Genomic DNA, 15,866 nt, shown 5'->3' with positions numbered 1-15,866 from the left:
GTCGCCAACCGTCGGCATGGTGCCACGCTGACCTATCTAGAAGTTTCCTGGTCACCAAGGAGGTAAGACGACTTGTGAATGAGTCGACATTTACTCCCGGGGGTGGTCAACCAGGAATGCCGGCGCGGGGCCAGAGCCCCACGGGGCTCGAGGCTGTCGGCTCCGTCGCTGTCCGAACCTTCGCAGCCCACCAGAGTCCCCGGATGACTCAGACAGCACACCCGAGCATGGATGGCCATCACGTGAACGCCATGGCCGGCAACGGAAGTGGCGAGAACCACACCCACTTCGCCGACTACGACGAACTGCCCGAGGGGCACTTCTACGACCCCGACGCCGAGTACGAGCCCGATCCGGAGTACGCGGCCACGCTCGCGCCCGACGCGGCCCGCCAGCGCCGTGAGCGCATCGGCCCGACGGGGCGCCCGCTGCCCTACTTCCCGATCCCGGGTCCGCTGACCAGTCACGGCCCCGCGACGATCATCGCGATGTGCAACCAGAAGGGCGGCGTGGGCAAGACCACGTCGACCATCAACCTGGGGGCCGCGCTCGCGGAGTACGGACGCCGGGTGCTGCTCGTCGACTTCGACCCGCAGGGCGCGCTGTCCGTGGGTCTCGGCGTCAACCCGATGGAGCTCGACCTCACCGTCTACAACCTGCTCATGGAGCGGGGCATGGCGGCCGACGACGTGCTCCTGAAGACAGCGGTCCCGAACATGGACCTGCTGCCCAGCAACATCGACCTGTCCGCCGCCGAAGTGCAACTGGTGAGCGAGGTCGCCCGCGAGTCCACGCTGCAGCGCGCCCTGAAGCCGCTGATGGCCGACTACGACTACATCGTGATCGACTGCCAGCCCTCGCTCGGCCTGCTCACCGTGAACGCGCTGACGGCGGCCCACAAGGTGATCGTGCCGCTGGAGTGCGAGTTCTTCGCGCTGCGCGGTGTCGCCCTGCTCACCGAGACCATCGAGAAGGTCCAGGAGCGGCTCAACCCCGAGCTGGAGCTCGACGGCATCCTCGCCACGATGTACGACTCCCGCACGGTGCACAGCCGTGAGGTGCTCGCACGCGTCGTCGAGGCCTTCGACGATCACGTCTACCACACCGTGATCGGCCGGACCGTCCGCTTCCCGGAGACCACGGTCGCCGGTGAGCCGATCACCACCTACGCCTCCAACTCCGTCGGTGCCGCCGCTTATCGCCAGCTCGCCAGGGAGGTGCTCGCCCGGTGTCACGCCGAGTGAGTCTGCCGGGGGCCGACGAACTGTTCCGTACCACCGGGGGCATGGCGCTCCAGTCGTCCACGCCCTCGCGCCGGACCAACGGTGAGGCCCGGGTGCCGGCTCCGGCCGGCGAGAGCGACGCGGCGGCCGCCGGGGAGGACGGGCCCCAGTCGGTGCCGGTCCGGGGCGGCGACGGCGAGGGCGACGAACACGTCGCCTCCGACGCCGAGTCGTCCGACGCGGGAGAGTCCCGCAGCCGGGGCGGTGCCCCGGACCGCTCGGGGCGGCGTCAGCCGGCGCAGGAAGGTTCCGCAGCCCCCGCCACCTCCGTGCAGTCGTCCCGCAAACGCGGGCGGGCCGCCAACCGCCGGCCCAGTGGGCGGGAGCGGCACGACGAGAAGATCACGGTGTACGTGTCCGCCGAGGAGCTGATGGACCTCGAGCACGCGCGCCTGGTGCTCCGCGGTGAGCACGGGCTCGCCGTGGACCGCGGGCGGATCGTCCGTGAGGCGGTCGCGGTGGTCCTCGCCGATCTGGAATCCCGCGGGGACGCGAGCATCCTCGTACGACGTCTGCGCGGGCGGTAGCGGTAGCCTGCGACGGCTATGACCTCGAACGTCCCGCCCCCGTCCGCCGCCTCCGGCGGTCGTCGGCGTGCGCTGGGGCGCGGGCCGGGGACGGCACCGTCCGAGGTGCCCGAGGTGCCCGCCGACCTGCCGGAGGCGCCCGCCGAGACACCCGCGGAGGGCGCTGAGCCGTCCGCGACGGCCACGGAGGTCGCAGAGCCGTCCGAGACGCCCGCAGAGGGCGGCGCCGAGCTGTCCGCGACGCCCACAGGGGTCGCTGAGGCGCCCGCGGGGCCGGGCGCGTGGTCACAGGCGCCCGGAGAGGCCGCTGAGGCGGCTCCGGGGTCCTCGGGGTCCGACGGGCCGCCGGAGGAGCCGACAGGGCTGTTCCAGGCGCCTGGAGAGGGCCCGGTGCGATACGCGGGGCCGGACGCACCGGTCGAGTTGCCCGAGACGCCGGGGGACGGCCCAGGGGCGCCCGGGACTCCGGCCGGCCCGGCCGGGGTGTCCGCGGAGGTCTCCGACGGCGCTCCCGGTGCTCCCGGTGACGGTGTCTTCAAGGTGCGGCTCTCGAATTTCGAGGGCCCCTTCGATCTGCTGCTCCAGCTCATCTCCAAGCACAAGCTCGATGTCACCGAAGTGGCGCTGTCCAAGGTCACCGACGAGTTCATGGCGCACATCCGGGCGATGGGCCCGGACTGGGACCTCGACCAGACGACCGAGTTCCTGGTCGTCGCGGCGACGCTGCTCGATCTGAAGGCCGCCCGGCTGCTCCCGACCGCCGAGGTCGAGGACGAGGCCGACCTGGCTCTCCTGGAGGCGCGGGACCTGCTGTTCGCCCGGTTGCTCCAGTACCGCGCCTACAAGCAGATCGCGGACATCTTCAACGCGCGGCTCGAAGAGGAGGCCCGCCGCTATCCCCGTACCGTCGGGCTCGAGGCGCATCACGCCGAACTGCTGCCCGAGGTCGTCATCAGCATCGGGGCGGAGGGGTTCGCGAAGCTCGCCGTGAAGGCGATGCAGCCGAGGCCCAAGCCTCAGGTGTACGTCGACCACATCCACGCGCCGCTCGTCAGCGTGCAGGAGCAGGCCGGGATCGTGGTGGCGCGGCTCCGGGAACTCGGCGAGGCCAGCTTCCGCTCGCTCGTCGAGGACACCGACGACACCCTCACCGTGGTCGCCCGGTTCCTGGCCCTGCTGGAGCTCTACCGGGAGAAGGCCGTCGCCCTGGACCAGGAAGAGGCCCTCGGCGAACTGATGGTGCGCTGGACGGGCGGAGAGGGCGACGACCGGCCCAGGGTGACCGACGAGTTCGACCGGCCCGCGGAAGCGGTGCGGGACGAGGCAGGGCGCGGGACCAAGGAGGAGAAGGCGTGAGCGAGGAGACCACCGACACCCCCGCGGGGCCGCGCACCGTCGCCGACCTCGATCTCAGGCCCGCCCTGGAGGCCGTCCTGATGGTGGTGGACGAGCCGGCCACCGAGGAACATCTCGCCAAGATCCTCGAGCGGCCCAGGCGGCAGATCGCGGACGCGCTGCGCGCACTGGCCGACGAGTACACCGTCCAGGGACGCGGTTTCGAGCTCAGACTGATCGCGGGGGGCTGGCGCTTCTACTCGCGTCCCGCGTACGCGAGTGCCGTCGAACGCTTCGTCCTGGACGGTCAGCAGGCCCGGCTCACCCAGGCAGCCCTGGAGACGCTCGCCGTCGTCGCGTACCGTCAGCCGGTCAGCCGATCAAGGGTCTCGGCGGTCCGCGGAGTCAACTGCGACGGCGTGATGCGCACCCTCCTCCAGCGGGGTCTGGTCGAGGAGGCGGGCACGGAACCCGAAACAGGTGCGATCCTGTACACGACGACGAACTACTTCCTGGAGCGAATGGGCCTGCGCGGTCTGGACGAGCTCCCGGAGCTCGCGCCCTTCCTCCCCGAGGCGGACGCGATCGAGGCCGAGACGCTGGAAGGGGTCCCGTCGTTCGATCCGGATGCACCGGATGCAGATGCAGACGACACGACGACGACGGAACTTTGATGCGAAGCAGTGGCAGCGGCAGTGGCAGGAACAGCGGGCGCGGCAACCCGCGGGGAACCGGCGGGAGCGGCGGTGGCGGTGGCTCCCGTGGGGCCGGCGGGAGCGGCGGTGGCTCCCGTGGGGCCGGCGGTGGCGGTGGCTCGCGCGGCGGAAGCGGCGGAAGCGGCGGTGGCTCGCGCGGCAGCGCCGGAGGCGGCGGTTCGCGTGGGACCGGCGGAAGCGGTTCGCGTGGGACCGGCGGCAGCGGCTTCCAGCCGAGGAGCTCGGCGGCAGGGCGCGACGACCAGCCGAAGCGTCCCAGCAAGCCCCGTCCCGAGGAGCGTCGCTACGACGTAGGCCCCGGAGGCACGCACGAGGGCCCGAAGTCCGGGCGAGGAGCCTCGGCGCGCGGTGGCGCCAAGGGCGGCCCCAAGCAGGGCCAGCAGCGCGGCGGCCGGACGGAGCCCGCGCGCTCCCGCGAGTACGAGACGCGGACCGAGGAGCGCAACCGGGACCGGTACGCGGGCAAGCCGGAGATCAAGCTGCCCAAGACCTTCCCGGGCGCCGAGCAGGAGGGCGAGCGCCTTCAGAAGATTCTCGCGCGCGCGGGCTACGGCTCGCGGCGCGCCTGTGAGGAACTGGTCGAGCAGGCCAGGGTCGAGGTCAACGGCCAGATCGTCCTGGAGCAGGGTCTGCGCGTCGACACCGAGAAGGACGAGATCAAGGTCGACGGGCTGACCGTCGCGACGCAGTCGTACCAGTTCTTCTCGCTGAACAAGCCCGCCGGTGTCGTCTCCACCATGGAGGACAACGAGGGCCGTCAGTGCCTGGGCGACTACGTGACGAACCGCGAGACGCGGCTCTTCCACGTGGGCCGGCTCGACACCGAGACCGAGGGTGTCATCCTGCTCACCAACCACGGCGAGCTGGCGCACCGGCTGACCCACCCGAAGTACGGCGTGAAGAAGGTCTACCTCGCGCACATCGTCGGCCCGATCCCGCGCGACCTGGGCAAGCGGCTCAAGGACGGCATCCAGCTGGAGGACGGGTACGCCAAGGCGGACCACTTCCGCGTCGTCGAGCAGACCGGCAAGAACTACCTCGTCGAGGTGACCCTGCACGAGGGCCGCAAGCACATCGTGCGCCGCATGCTCGCCGAGGCCGGCTTCCCGGTCGACAAGCTGGTGCGCGTCGCCTTCGGCCCGATCACCCTGGGCGACCAGAAGTCGGGCTGGCTGCGCCGCCTGTCGAACACCGAGGTCGGCATGCTGATGGCCGAGGTCGGCCTCTAGCCCCGGAGTCCTCGCGGCTCTCGCAGCCCCTGGACGCCCCACGCGTACGACGGCCGGTCCCGGAACTTTTCCGGGGCCGGCCGATTCGTTCTCGGCGTCCCGCCGGTCTGTACCGGTGAACGGACCACCGGTGCGCTCCGAGGCGCCCCGGTGCGAACGAAGGGAGCGGCGATGACCGCGACGACGGACCGCGACGAGTTCGTCCGGCTGACCGATCCGTACCGGCGGGAGCTGCTCGCCCACTGCTACCGCATGCTCGGCTCGGTCGACGACGCCGAGGACCTCGTCCAGGAGACGTATCTGCGGGCCTGGCGGTCCTACGAGAGGTACGAGGGCCGGGCGAGCCTGCGCACCTGGCTCTACCGGATCGCCACCAACACGTGCCTGACGGCGCTGGAGGGGCGCGGGCGCCGTCCGCTGCCCACCGGGCTCGGCGGGCCGGGAGACGCGCCCGAGGAGCCTCTGCGGGCCCCCGCGACGGACATCCCCTGGCTCCAGCCGCTGCCCGACACGCTCGTCGACCCGGCGACGGTCGTCGCGGCGCGCGGAAGCCTGCGGCTCGCCCTGGTCGCCGCGCTGCAGAACCTGCCGGCGCGGCAGCGGGCCGTGCTCATCCTGCGGGACGTCCTGGCCTGGCGGGCGTCCGAGGTCGCCGCCCTGCTGGACACCTCGACCGCGGCGGTCAAGAGCACCCTCCAGCGCGCACGTGCCCGGCTCGACGAGGTCGCCCCGGAGGAGGACCTGGTGGTCGAGCCCGAAGGGACCGACGACCGCGAACTCCTCGACCGCTACATGAGCGCCTTCGAGAACGCCGACATGGAGTCGCTGCTGGGGCTGCTGCGCGACGGTGTCGAGCTGGAGATGCCGCCCTACCTGGAGTGGTTCAGCGGCAGGAAGGACGTGCTGCGGTTCCTGCGTGTGCGGGTGCTCTCGGGGCGCGAGGCCGGTTGGATCCGCATGGTGCCCGTCCGGGCCAACGGGCAGCCCGCCGTGGCGGCGTACGAGCGCGGGGTCGACGGGGTGCTCCGGGCGCACTCCGTACAGGTGCTCACCGTCGAGGAGCGCGCTATCGCGCGGCTCACCGTCTTCCTGGATCCGGGGCTGTTCGCCGGCTTCGACCTGCCCCGGATTCTCCCGTGAACCCGGGAGAGCTCCTGGAGCGGTCGCTCGCCTACGCGCTGGGCAGCGTCGCCGCGGTGCCGCGGGAGGGCCTGCGACGGCCGACGCCGTGCGCCGAGTGGGACCTGGGGGAGTTGCTCCGCCACCTGGACGACTCGGTGGACGCGCTCTACGAAGGCGTCGCGGACGGGCGGGTCGGGCTGTGTCCGGCCCCGCCCGCCGCCGATCCGGTGTGCGTCTTCCGCGAGCGGGCCCGTGCCCTCCTCGGCGCCTGGGCGGCCGTGTCCGTCGCGCCGTCCCCCGCGGCCGTCGGGGACCGGTCCATGGACGCGGGGCTGCTGGCGGCCGTCGGCGCCCTGGAGATCGCGGTGCACGGCTGGGATGTCGCCCGGGCCTGCGGGCGGGCGCGGCCGATCCCGTCCGGGCTCGCCGTGGAACTGCTGCCCGTCGCGCGCTTCGTGGTCGCGGACGCCGACCGCGGTGTGCGCTTCGCCGACCCGGTCGGCATACCGTCACCGGCCCGGCCGGATGACGTGCTCCTCGCGTTCCTGGGACGGCGCCCCGGCCGCGATTCCTTTTCGGCGCGGGCCCGGTCCGTCTTCCGTGAGTGATCCTCACGGAAGGAACCGTCATGACCGACACCACCGCACGCGCCCCCGTCCAGCAGCCGTCCGCCGTGCCCGCACGCCGTGTGTGGACCGTCGTCCTGGCCGGACTGGGGGCGCTGCTCTGTTCCCTCGACGTGGTCGTCGTGGCCACCGCGCTGCCCGCCCTGCGGGCCGATTTCGGGGCGAGCCTGTCCGACCTGGAGTGGACGATCAACGCGTACAACCTCGTCTTCGCCTGTCTCACCCTGACCGGTGCCGCGCTCGGCGACCGCTTCGGGCGGCGGCGGATGTACGTCGCCGGACTCGCCGTGTTCACCCTGGCCTCGGCCCTCGCGGCGCTGGCCGCCGGGCCGGGCCAGCTGATCGCCGCGCGGGCGCTCCAGGGCGCCGGCGCCGCCGTCCTGCTGCCGCTCACCCTGACCCTGATCAGCGAGGCGTTCCCGGCCGAGAAGCGGGGCGTCGCCATCGGGGTCTGGGGCGGGGTGACCGGACTCGGTGTCGCGGCCGGGCCGGTGCTCGGCGGCGCCGTCACCGAGGGCCTGTCCTGGCAGTGGATCTTCTGGCTGAACGTGCCGACGGGGCTGGCGATGCTGCCCCTGGCCGCGCTGAAACTACGCGAGAGTCACGGCCCGCGTCCGCAACTCGACATCGTGGGACTGCTGTTGGCCGCCGTCGGGCTGACCGGCCTCGCCTGGGCGCCGGTGCGGGCCCCGCAGGCCGGCTGGGGGAGCGCCGAAGTGCTGGGCGCGCTGGCCGTCGGAGTGGTCTTCGTGGCGGCCTTCCTCGGCTGGGAGCGGTCGCGGGCGCGCTACCCGATGCTGCCCCTCGGGTACTTCCGAAGGCGTGCCTTCTCCACCGCCAACGGCGTCGCCTTCCTGACGTTCATGTCGCTGCTCGGCTCCCTCTTCATGATCACGCAGCTGTTCCAGCTCGGCCTCGGGAGTTCACCGTTGCAGACAGGCGTCCGCATCCTGGTGTGGACCGGCATGCCGCTGCTGGTGGCACCGATCGCGGGCGCCCTGGCCGACCGGTTCGGGAACCGGCCCTTCATGCTCGGGGGACTCGTGCTCCAGGCCACCGGCCTCGGACTGCTGGCCTGGCAGGTGCAGCCCGGCGTCGGCTACGGACGGCTGGTGCTGCCGCTGATCGTCGCGGGCGTCGGCATCTCCATGGTCTTCCCCACCGTCGCGAACGCCGTGACCCTGTCGGTGCCGCCCGCCGACGCGGGCGTCGCGGCCGGCGTCAACAACGCGCTGCGCGAGCTGGGCGGAGTCTTCGGAGTCGCCGTCGCCGCGGCCGTGTTCACGCAGTACGGGGGCTACGGCTCGGCGGCGGACTTCGTCGACGGCTGTGGTCCCGCGCTGTGGGTCTCGGCGGGCGTAGCGGCCGTGGGGGCGCTCGTGGCCGCTCTCGCTCCGGCGCACGCTCGGGCGCAGGGTCAGGACGCGCGCCGTGCCGAGGTCCGGCGTCCGGAGGTGTCGCGCGCCCGGGTCCAGGGCTGATCCGAACGGCCTCCGCCCGTGACGGAACACCTTCCGTCGCCCCCGCCGCACGCGCGGACAATTTTCTCGCGGCGAGTCCGAGAAACCGCAACTTCGCCAGCGGAGAACCTTGTTGGTATCCTCCCGCCCCCTTTATAGTCGTACTGACCATAGTCAGGCTGACCATAAAGGGGGTGGAGTGTGGCGACAGGAGAAGGCCGCGCGCCGGGTGGCACGGCGCCCGAGGGATATGACAAGTACGCCTTCGAGCCCTTCGCCGTCACCGTCGACCTGGCCGTCCTGACTGTGCGCGCGGGCGCGCTGCAGGTGCTCCTCGTCGAGCGGGGCCAGGAGCCGTACGCCGGCCGCTGGGCGCTGCCCGGCGGCTTCGTGCTGCCCAACGAGTCCGCCGAGGCGGCGGCCCGCCGCGAACTCGCCGAGGAGACCGGGCTGTCGGACACCTCGGGGCTCCACCTGGAGCAGCTGCGCACCTACAGCGAACCCGACCGCGACCCCCGCATGCGGATCGTCTCCGTCGCGTTCGCCGCGCTGCTGCCGGACGCTCCCGAGCCGCACGGCGGCGGCGACGCGGCACAGGCCCAGTGGCTGCGGTTCAACGCGCTCGATCCGCTCGCCTTCGACCACGACCGGATTCTCGCCGACGCCCACGAACGCGTGGGCGCCAAGCTGGAGTACTCCTGTCTCGCCACCTCCTTCTGCTCGCCCGAGTTCACCCTCGGCGAGCTGCAGCAGGTCTACGAGACCGTGTGGGGCACCGTGCTCGACCGGCCCAACTTCCGGCGCAAGGTCCTCGCCACACCCGGATTCGTCGAACAGGTCCCCGGTGCCGCACGCCTGACCGGCGGACGCGGCAAGCCCGCCGCCGTCTACCGCGCGGGCGGCGCCAAAGCCCTGCACCCACCCCTGCTGCGTCCCACCTCGGAAGGACGGCCCTGATGACCACCACGACCCTCGCGAAGCGCGCCGCCACCGGATCCCTCATAGGCCTGGCCCTCGGTGACGCGCTCGGATTCCCCACCGAGTTCAACTCCGTGCCCGCCATCCTCGACAAGTGCGGTCCCTGGCGGCAGATGGCGCTGCCCCGGCCCGCGATCGTCACCGACGACACCCAGATGACGCTGGCGCTGGCGCGGGGGCTGCGCACCGCGATGAACCGCGGTCTGCTCGGCCCGCTGCGGATGGAACGGCCGGTGCGCGAGGAGTTCGTGGACTGGTACCAGTCGCCCGAGAACAACCGCGCCCCCGGCCGTACCTGTCTCGTCGCCTGCAACCTCCTCAAGAACGAGAAGCGCCGCTGGCAGGAGGCCAGCCAGATCGGCTCCAAGGGCTGCGGCGCCAACATGCGCGTCGCCCCCGTCGGGCTCGTCCGCGGGCTCAGTGACGAACAGCGCGCGGGCGCCGCGCAGTTCCAGGCCGCGCTGACCCACGGCCACCCCACCGCGCTCACCGCCGCGGACCTCACCGCGCACGCGATCTGGCTGCTCACCCAGGGCGTCGAGCCGATGGGACTGGTCGGCCGGCTGCGCTCGTACGCGTACGAGAACCGGCACCGCTATCACTCCCGCTGGCTCGGCGACCTGTGGTCCTTCAGCGAGGACGCCACGACGGAGCAGTACATCTCCCGCGGCTGGGACGAGTGCCTCGACGTCCTGGACAACCTCCGGCACGCCGTGCGCACCGTCTCGCCCGAGACCGACCCCTGCATGGCCACCGGCGGGGGCTGGATCGCCGAGGAGGCGCTCGCCACCGGCCTCCTGTGCTTCCTGCTGTTCGTCGACGAACCCGTCACCGCGCTGCGCCGGGCCGCCTGCACCTCGGGCGACTCCGACTCCATCGCCTGCCTGACCGGGGCGTTCGCGGGCGCCTACCACGGCTCGGAGGCCTGGCCGACGTCCTGGGCCGACCGCGTCGAGTACCAGGGCGACCTCATGGCGCTGGGGGCCCTCTGGGACGCTTGAGGGATGACAGACGTCCTCGGTGTCGGCACCGACCTCGCGAGCGTGGTGGGCGAACAGCCCGACCCGGTGCTCTTCGCCACCGTCTCCGGGGCGCACCTGTACGGCTTCCCCTCGCGCGACTCCGACGTCGACCTGCGCGGTGTCCATCTGCTGCCGACGGCCGACCTGGTCGGGCTGCGCGAGCCGGAGGAGACCCGGTCCCGCATGTGGTTCCAGGACGGGGTCGAGATGGACCTGGTCACCCACGACCTGCGCAAGTTCGTCCGGCTGATGCTGCGGCGCAACGGATACGTGCTGGAGCAGCTGCTCTCACCGCTCGTCGTGCACACCGGCGACGAGCACCGGGAGCTGGTCTCGCTCGCACCCGGGGTTCTCACCCGCCATCACGCCCACCACTACCGGGGGTTCGCGACCACGCAGTGGCGGCTCTTCGAGAAGACCGGCGAACTCAAGCCGCTGCTCTACACCTTCCGTGTGCTGCTCACCGGCATCCACCTCATGCGCAGCGGCGAGGTTCAGGCGGACCTGCCGACGCTGGCCGGGCAGGTCGCGTCTCCCTCGTATCTGCCGGACCTGATCGCCGCGAAGGCGGAACGGGAGCACGGGGCCGCGGACGTCCCCCGCACACGCGTGGAGGAGGACGTGGAGCGGCTGCACACGCTTCTCGACGAGGCGCAGGGTGCCTCAGCGCTGCCGGACGCCCCCTCCGCGTACGACGCTCTGCACGCCTTCGTCGTCAGGGTCCGCCTGGACGGCGTCCGGGGAGGTCCTGAGGGCCTTCGGGGGCCGGAGGACACCGTCGGCGTCCTGGAGCGCTGAGGCGCGGCGCACCCGGAAGAGGAAGTCCTCCACGCGCGCGTGGTCCGGCTCGGGCGCGAGCGGGCTGCGGTCGGCCGCCTCGTCGGCCTCCGCAGCCAGACGGGACATCCAGCTCTCGACCTCGCTCCACGGCACCTCGCCCCGCTTCACCGCGAGAAGCGGTTCGCGCTGCTCCGAGACATCGATCGTCAGGGTCCCCGTGCGCAGCAGGTCGCGGGAGCTCATCAGGAGGCGCAGCAGATGCATGGCGTGCTTCCAGCGCGGGGCGCCGTACGTGCGGACGTCCGCGTCCAGCTTCTTGTGCTGGCCCAGGGCATAGCGGGCGAACGTCTCGTGCGCCCGGCGGGAGAGGAACGCCGGCCGGAGGGCCAGGAGTTCACGCCCGGTGTCGTCCACGTACTCGACGAGGGGGGAGTGCAGGCACTCCAGGATGTTCGGGTTGGCGCGCAGGGCGAGCGCGCAGAACCGCTCCAGCTCCCAGCTGAACTGCTCCTCCGCCGGGCCCTCGACATGCGTCGGCGGCTTCTCGAAGCGCCAGAAGAGGGAGCTCGGGGCGAGGAAGACACCCCGGCGGTCCGTGTCACTGCCGTCCGTGGCCAGCCCGAAGGCCCGTGACCCCATCACACAGGAGTAGACCGTGTGGTCCCGAACCAACGAGACCGCCGACACGGGAGACGCGGGAGACGCCGGAGACGCCGGAGGCACGGCCGACGGCACGGCGGGCTCATGGGGCTCCGCCGGTGCCGGGGACGCGGTCGACGCAGGAGGCGTCTGGGGTACGCGGGGCTCGGAACGCATATCCGGAGCGTACGGGCCCTCTCATGCCAGGCGGATCGAGTTTCCCTGCACGGTGATCTTCTCCGCGGGCAGCGGGCGCGGCGCGGGACCGGCCTTGACCGCCCCGTCCTCGACACTGAACTTGCTCCCGTGGCAAGGGCAGTCGATGGTGCCGTCCGCGACCTTGTTCACCGTGCAGCCCGCGTGCGTGCAGATGGCCGAGAAGGCCTTGAAGTCGCCCTTCGCCGGCTGGGTGACCACGACCTTCTGTTCCTTGAAGATCGTGCCCCCGCCGACCGGGATGTCGCTCGTCGTGGCGAGCTGCTGGCCGCTGGACGCCTTCGGGGACGAGTCCGACGAGCTGTCGCCGTCGCTGTACTGACTGCACCCCGCCAGCAGCGCGGACGCCCCCGTCGCGAGAATCACCGTGCGCCGCGTCGAGCGGTTGGTCATGTCGTCACTCCGAATGTACGGAAGAACCAGAAGGCGGATGTCAGCCAGACGGCCGTGAGCACGGCGAAGACGAGGCCGCCGACGATCGGCAACAGCCAGCCGGGCAGGCGCTCCCAGCGGAGCAGCAGCATCTTGGCACTGAAGGCACCGAAGAAGAAGCAACCGAGGAGCGAGTGCCACAGGACGCGCGTTTCGTACGTCTGATAGCCCAACGCGTACAGGCAGTGGACGGCGACCGGCACCGCCACCAGGAACGCGATCCGTCCCGACCACCGGTGCAGTGTCGACGCCCAGCTCGGGCCCGGCAGCCTTCCGTACATCATGAGCGCCGAGACGAGCTGGACGAGCGCGAAGAAGAACGCCGTCGTCGCCAGCCATGACTTCACGGCGCCCGTGCTGCTGAAACCGGAGAGATTGAAGGCCGTTCCCGCCGGGTCGTGCACCTTGCCGTAGGCGCCGAGACCGACCGCGACGGCTGCGGCGACCAGGGCCGGGACGAGATAGCGGGCGGGACTCGGGCCGCGGCGGGCGGGCGGCGGAGAGGGGAAGCCCTGGGTGGCGGCGTTCGGGTCCACGGTCATGAGCAACTCCCTGCGGAAGAGGGGTCAGGGGGTGACAGGACGCGCGACGATCTTCTGCCCGTCGATGGTCACGGCGCCGGTCTCCGGGTCGATCACCGGTGCCGCCGAAGGTGTTCCGTCGCGCTTGACGACGCCGACCTGCTTGCCGCCGGGGAGCACGATCCAGCCACCGTCGACCTTCGCGCCGCGCACGGTGGCCGTCGCCCGGTACAGCCCGGAGGGCTTGACCGCCTTGTCGGCCGTGAAGCCGTACGCCTGCCCGCCGACCTCGGCGGTGCCGCGGATCCGCCTGCCGTCCTGGAGGGTCCCGTTCAGCTCGTCGCCGTGGCTGCCCGTGAGCTTCATGGTGCCGTCGTCCTTCACGTCACCCTTCAGCCAGGACTCCTTGTCGTGCCCGTCGCAGAAGTACGCGATCGCCTTGCCGCCCCGCAGGGAGACGGCGATCGCCGAGGAGTTGTCGTCGGTGCGGCCCGCGTAGTCGGCGTTGGGCACGGCGCTGCGGGTCGGCGAGGGGCTCGGCGACGGCGACGAAGTCGTCGGCGGCGCACTGGGCGACACCGAGGCGGCAGGTGACTCCTCCTGGTACGTCGACGCGTTCTTCGTCCCTGTCGTCGCGTTGAGCGACAACATGAACACGCCGAGCACGAGCCCCGCGAGAAGGGTGAGAAGGGGTCCTGGACGTTTCATTCGGGCCTCCCCCGAGGCGAGTCTCCTGCCATGAGAGCGGACCTGCGCGCCCGCGTCCAGAGGCGCACGGGCGCGTTCTCACCACAAGTAGCGGAATAGGGCGATTCGGGTGACATTGACAGGGTCTGAGGCCGGTCGGTCACCGCCGCCGGCCGCATCCACGAAAGGCGGGACCATGGCGGGCGACGATCTCGGCAGCTTGCTGGGCGGCCTCCTCGGCGGAGGCGGGCAGTCCGGCGCCTCCGGCGGCGGCACCATCCTGGGCGCGCTGCTCGGCGCCCTCGGCGGCGGTGCGAGCGGCAACGGAGGCAATCCGCTGGGCGGCCTGCTGGAGATGCTCACCAAGTCCGGCCTGGCCGACCAGGCGCAGTCCTGGGTCGGCACCGGCGAGAACAAGCCCGTCAGCGGCGAGCAGATCGCCGGCGCGCTGCCCGACGACACACTCCGGAAGGTCGCCGAGCAGAACGGCGTCAGCCCCGAGCAGGCCGCCGACCAGATCGCCCGGACGCTGCCCCGGACGGTCGACAGGCTCACCCCTGGCGGGGAGATGCCGGCCGGCGCCTCCCTTGAGGACCTCATCAAGCAGCAGTCGCTCTGAGGCGGCGGCACGAGCCGCTCCCGGCCGGGCCCGGTGCGCGGCCCCCGTCTCGTCAGGCGGGCGGCCCGCACCGGTACGCGGGGGCCTGACTACGCTGGTGTGACACGACGTGCACACAGATCAGCGAGGAGCATCACCGTGGCGGTACGAGCGGTCCGGGGCGCCGTCCAACTGGAACGGGACGAGGCCGGCCACATGGACGAGCAGGTCAGCGAGCTGCTCACCGCCATCCTGGAGCGCAACGCGCTCACCACGGACGACCTGATCAGCATCTGGTTCACGGCCACGCCCGATCTGCACAGCGACTTCCCGGCGGCCGCGGCGCGCAAGCTCGGCATCGTCGACGTCCCGCTGATCTGCGCGCAGGAGCTGGACATCGAGGGCGCGATGCCCCGCGTCGTCCGTGTCCTCGCCCACATCGAGTCGGACCGGCCGCGCGCCGACATCGTGCACGTCTACCTGGGCGCCGCGGGCGCGCTCCGCAAGGACATCGCCCAGTGAGGACCGCACTCGTCATCGGAACCGGGCTGATCGGCACGTCCGCGGCCCTCGCGCTCGCCGCCCGCGGCGTCGTCGTGCACCTCACCGACCACGACCCGGAGCAGGCCCGTACCGCGGCCGCGCTGGGCGCCGGCACGGACGAGGCACCCGAGGGTCCGGTCGACCTCGCGATCGTCGCCGCCCCGCCCGCGCACGTCGCCGCGACCCTCGCGGACGCCATGCGGCGCGGCGTCGCCCGCGGCTACCTGGACGTCGCCAGCGTCAAGGGCGGTCCGCGCCGCGAGCTCGAGGCGCTCGGCCTCGACCTCACCTCGTACATCGGCACGCACCCCATGTCCGGCCGCGAGAAGTCCGGCCCGCTGGCCGCGACCGGCGACCTCTTCGAGGGGCGGCCCTGGGTGCTCACGCCGACCCGCGACACGGACACCGAGGTGCTGAACCTCGCCCTGGAACTGGTGTCGCACTGCCGGGCCGTTCCCGTCGTGATGGACGCGGACGCCCACGACCGTGCCGTGGCGCTCGTCTCGCACATGCCGCACCTGGTGTCCAGCATGGTCGCCGCGCGCCTGGAGCACGCCGAGGAGTCGGCGGTACGGCTCTGCGGGCAGGGCATCCGCGATGTGACCCGGATCGCGGCCTCCGACCCCCGGATGTGGATCGACATCCTCTCCGCGAACCCGGGACCGGTCGCGGACCTTCTCGCGGACGTCTCCGCCGACCTCGACGAGACGGTCCAGGCGCTGCGGGCCCTGCAGTCCTCCGACGAGGCCAAGCGCCGCGAGGGTGCCACCGGCATCGGGGAGGTCCTGCGCCGCGGCAACGCGGGCCAGGTCCGTGTCCCCGGCAAGCACGGCTCCGCGCCGCGCACCTATGAGGTCGTGGCCGTCCTCATCGACGACCAGCCCGGTCAGCTGGCCCGCATCTTCGCCGACGCGGGGATGGCCGGGGTCAACATCGAGGACGTGCGCATCGAACACGCGACCGGTCAGCAGGCCGGTCTCGTGCAGCTGATGGTGGAGCCGAAGGCCGTGCCGGTGCTCGGCGCGGCGCTGCGGGAGCGGGGCTGGGCGCTGCGGCAGTAGGGCCGGGGCCGCCCGGGGCGGCCCTCTCGGCGGGCGGGAAGATCCCTCGCCGACGGTCGCCGGCCGGCCCGGCCGTGCCCGGCCCGGCAGA

General features: G+C 72.2%; 17 protein-coding genes and 1 pseudogene. 14 read left to right on the top strand and 4 right to left on the bottom strand.

What is annotated here, in order from left to right; translation table 11 throughout:
* The first annotated feature begins 116 nt into the window (after positions 1–116).
* The 11 genes from OG788_RS12115 (at position 117) to OG788_RS12065 (ending at position 11,096) form a co-directional block, all read left to right on the top strand.
* Positions 117–1,244, top strand: coding sequence for a ParA family protein (locus OG788_RS12115; protein ID WP_266757100.1), 1,128 nt, complete (start codon positions 117–119; stop codon positions 1,242–1,244).
* Positions 1,229–1,810 (top strand): hypothetical protein, encoded by a 582-nt coding sequence (locus OG788_RS12110; protein ID WP_266757098.1) that lies wholly within the window; start codon positions 1,229–1,231, stop codon positions 1,808–1,810. The genes OG788_RS12115 and OG788_RS12110 overlap by 16 nt, the downstream gene beginning before the upstream one ends.
* A gap of 18 nt (positions 1,811–1,828) precedes the next feature.
* Positions 1,829–3,166: a segregation/condensation protein A gene (locus tag OG788_RS12105; RefSeq protein WP_406370655.1), complete on the top strand. Its 1,338-nt coding sequence runs from the start codon at positions 1,829–1,831 to the stop codon at positions 3,164–3,166.
* Positions 3,163–3,819 carry an SMC-Scp complex subunit ScpB gene (gene scpB / locus OG788_RS12100; RefSeq protein WP_356758158.1) on the top strand — a complete coding sequence of 219 codons (657 nt, stop codon included), beginning with the start codon at positions 3,163–3,165 and terminating at the stop codon, positions 3,817–3,819. Before OG788_RS12105 ends, scpB begins: the two co-directional genes overlap by 4 nt.
* Positions 3,819–5,090, top strand: a complete 1,272-nt coding sequence (locus OG788_RS12095) for a pseudouridine synthase (protein ID WP_406370653.1) — start codon at positions 3,819–3,821, stop codon at positions 5,088–5,090. Before scpB ends, OG788_RS12095 begins: the two co-directional genes overlap by 1 nt.
* Positions 5,091–5,261: 171 nt before the next feature.
* Positions 5,262–6,230 (top strand): sigma-70 family RNA polymerase sigma factor, encoded by a 969-nt coding sequence (locus tag OG788_RS12090; RefSeq protein WP_406370651.1) that lies wholly within the window; start codon positions 5,262–5,264, stop codon positions 6,228–6,230.
* Positions 6,227–6,820 (top strand): TIGR03086 family metal-binding protein, encoded by a 594-nt coding sequence (locus OG788_RS12085; protein WP_406370649.1) that lies wholly within the window; start codon positions 6,227–6,229, stop codon positions 6,818–6,820. The genes OG788_RS12090 and OG788_RS12085 overlap by 4 nt, the downstream gene beginning before the upstream one ends.
* Before the next feature lie 20 nt (positions 6,821–6,840).
* Positions 6,841–8,319, top strand: a complete 1,479-nt coding sequence (locus OG788_RS12080; RefSeq protein WP_406370647.1) for a DHA2 family efflux MFS transporter permease subunit — start codon at positions 6,841–6,843, stop codon at positions 8,317–8,319.
* Between the two features lie 180 nt (positions 8,320–8,499).
* On the top strand, positions 8,500–9,255 hold the full coding sequence (locus tag OG788_RS12075; protein ID WP_406370646.1) for an NUDIX hydrolase: 756 nt from the start codon (positions 8,500–8,502) through the stop codon (positions 9,253–9,255).
* A complete protein-coding gene (locus tag OG788_RS12070) occupies positions 9,255–10,277 on the top strand; it encodes an ADP-ribosylglycohydrolase family protein (protein ID WP_406370645.1) in 1,023 nt (340 codons plus the stop codon). Before OG788_RS12075 ends, OG788_RS12070 begins: the two co-directional genes overlap by 1 nt.
* 3 nt (positions 10,278–10,280) lie before the next feature.
* Positions 10,281–11,096, top strand: coding sequence for a DNA polymerase beta superfamily protein (locus OG788_RS12065; protein WP_356758169.1), 816 nt, complete (start codon positions 10,281–10,283; stop codon positions 11,094–11,096).
* 30 nt (positions 11,097–11,126) lie between these two features.
* On the opposite strand, the pseudogene OG788_RS12060 reads toward OG788_RS12065, so the two are convergent.
* The 4 genes and pseudogenes from OG788_RS12060 to OG788_RS12045 form a co-directional block, all read right to left on the bottom strand.
* A pseudogene (locus tag OG788_RS12060) lies at positions 11,127–11,894 on the bottom strand (DNA polymerase beta superfamily protein); the annotation flags it as partial.
* A gap of 21 nt (positions 11,895–11,915) precedes the next feature.
* Complete coding sequence (locus OG788_RS12055; protein WP_406370643.1) at positions 11,916–12,326, bottom strand: Rieske (2Fe-2S) protein; 411 nt, start codon at positions 12,324–12,326, stop codon at positions 11,916–11,918.
* Entirely contained in the window at positions 12,323–12,907 is a 585-nt protein-coding gene (locus OG788_RS12050) for a DUF6529 family protein (protein ID WP_406366873.1), read from the bottom strand. Before OG788_RS12050 ends, OG788_RS12055 begins: the two co-directional genes overlap by 4 nt.
* A gap of 24 nt (positions 12,908–12,931) precedes the next feature.
* Positions 12,932–13,594 carry a hypothetical protein gene (locus OG788_RS12045; RefSeq protein WP_406370641.1) on the bottom strand — a complete coding sequence of 221 codons (663 nt, stop codon included), beginning with the start codon at positions 13,592–13,594 and terminating at the stop codon, positions 12,932–12,934.
* Positions 13,595–13,703: 109 nt separating this feature from the next.
* On the opposite strand from OG788_RS12045, the gene OG788_RS12040 reads away from it, so the two are divergent.
* The 3 genes from OG788_RS12040 (at position 13,704) to OG788_RS12030 (ending at position 15,775) form a co-directional block, all read left to right on the top strand.
* Entirely contained in the window at positions 13,704–14,192 is a 489-nt protein-coding gene (locus tag OG788_RS12040; protein ID WP_406370640.1) for a YidB family protein, read from the top strand.
* A 138-nt stretch (positions 14,193–14,330) separates the two neighbouring features.
* On the top strand, positions 14,331–14,693 hold the full coding sequence (gene aroH / locus OG788_RS12035) for a chorismate mutase (RefSeq protein ID WP_266757076.1): 363 nt from the start codon (positions 14,331–14,333) through the stop codon (positions 14,691–14,693).
* On the top strand, positions 14,690–15,775 hold the full coding sequence (locus tag OG788_RS12030; protein ID WP_351551798.1) for a prephenate dehydrogenase: 1,086 nt from the start codon (positions 14,690–14,692) through the stop codon (positions 15,773–15,775). Before aroH ends, OG788_RS12030 begins: the two co-directional genes overlap by 4 nt.
* Positions 15,776–15,866 lie beyond the last annotated feature (91 nt).

Source organism: Streptomyces sp. NBC_00647, from assembly GCF_045207245.1.
Classification (GTDB): domain Bacteria; phylum Actinomycetota; class Actinomycetes; order Streptomycetales; family Streptomycetaceae; genus Streptomyces.
The sequence above is the reverse complement of the archived record's forward strand: the minus strand, read 5'-3'. Positions and strand labels throughout refer to the sequence as shown.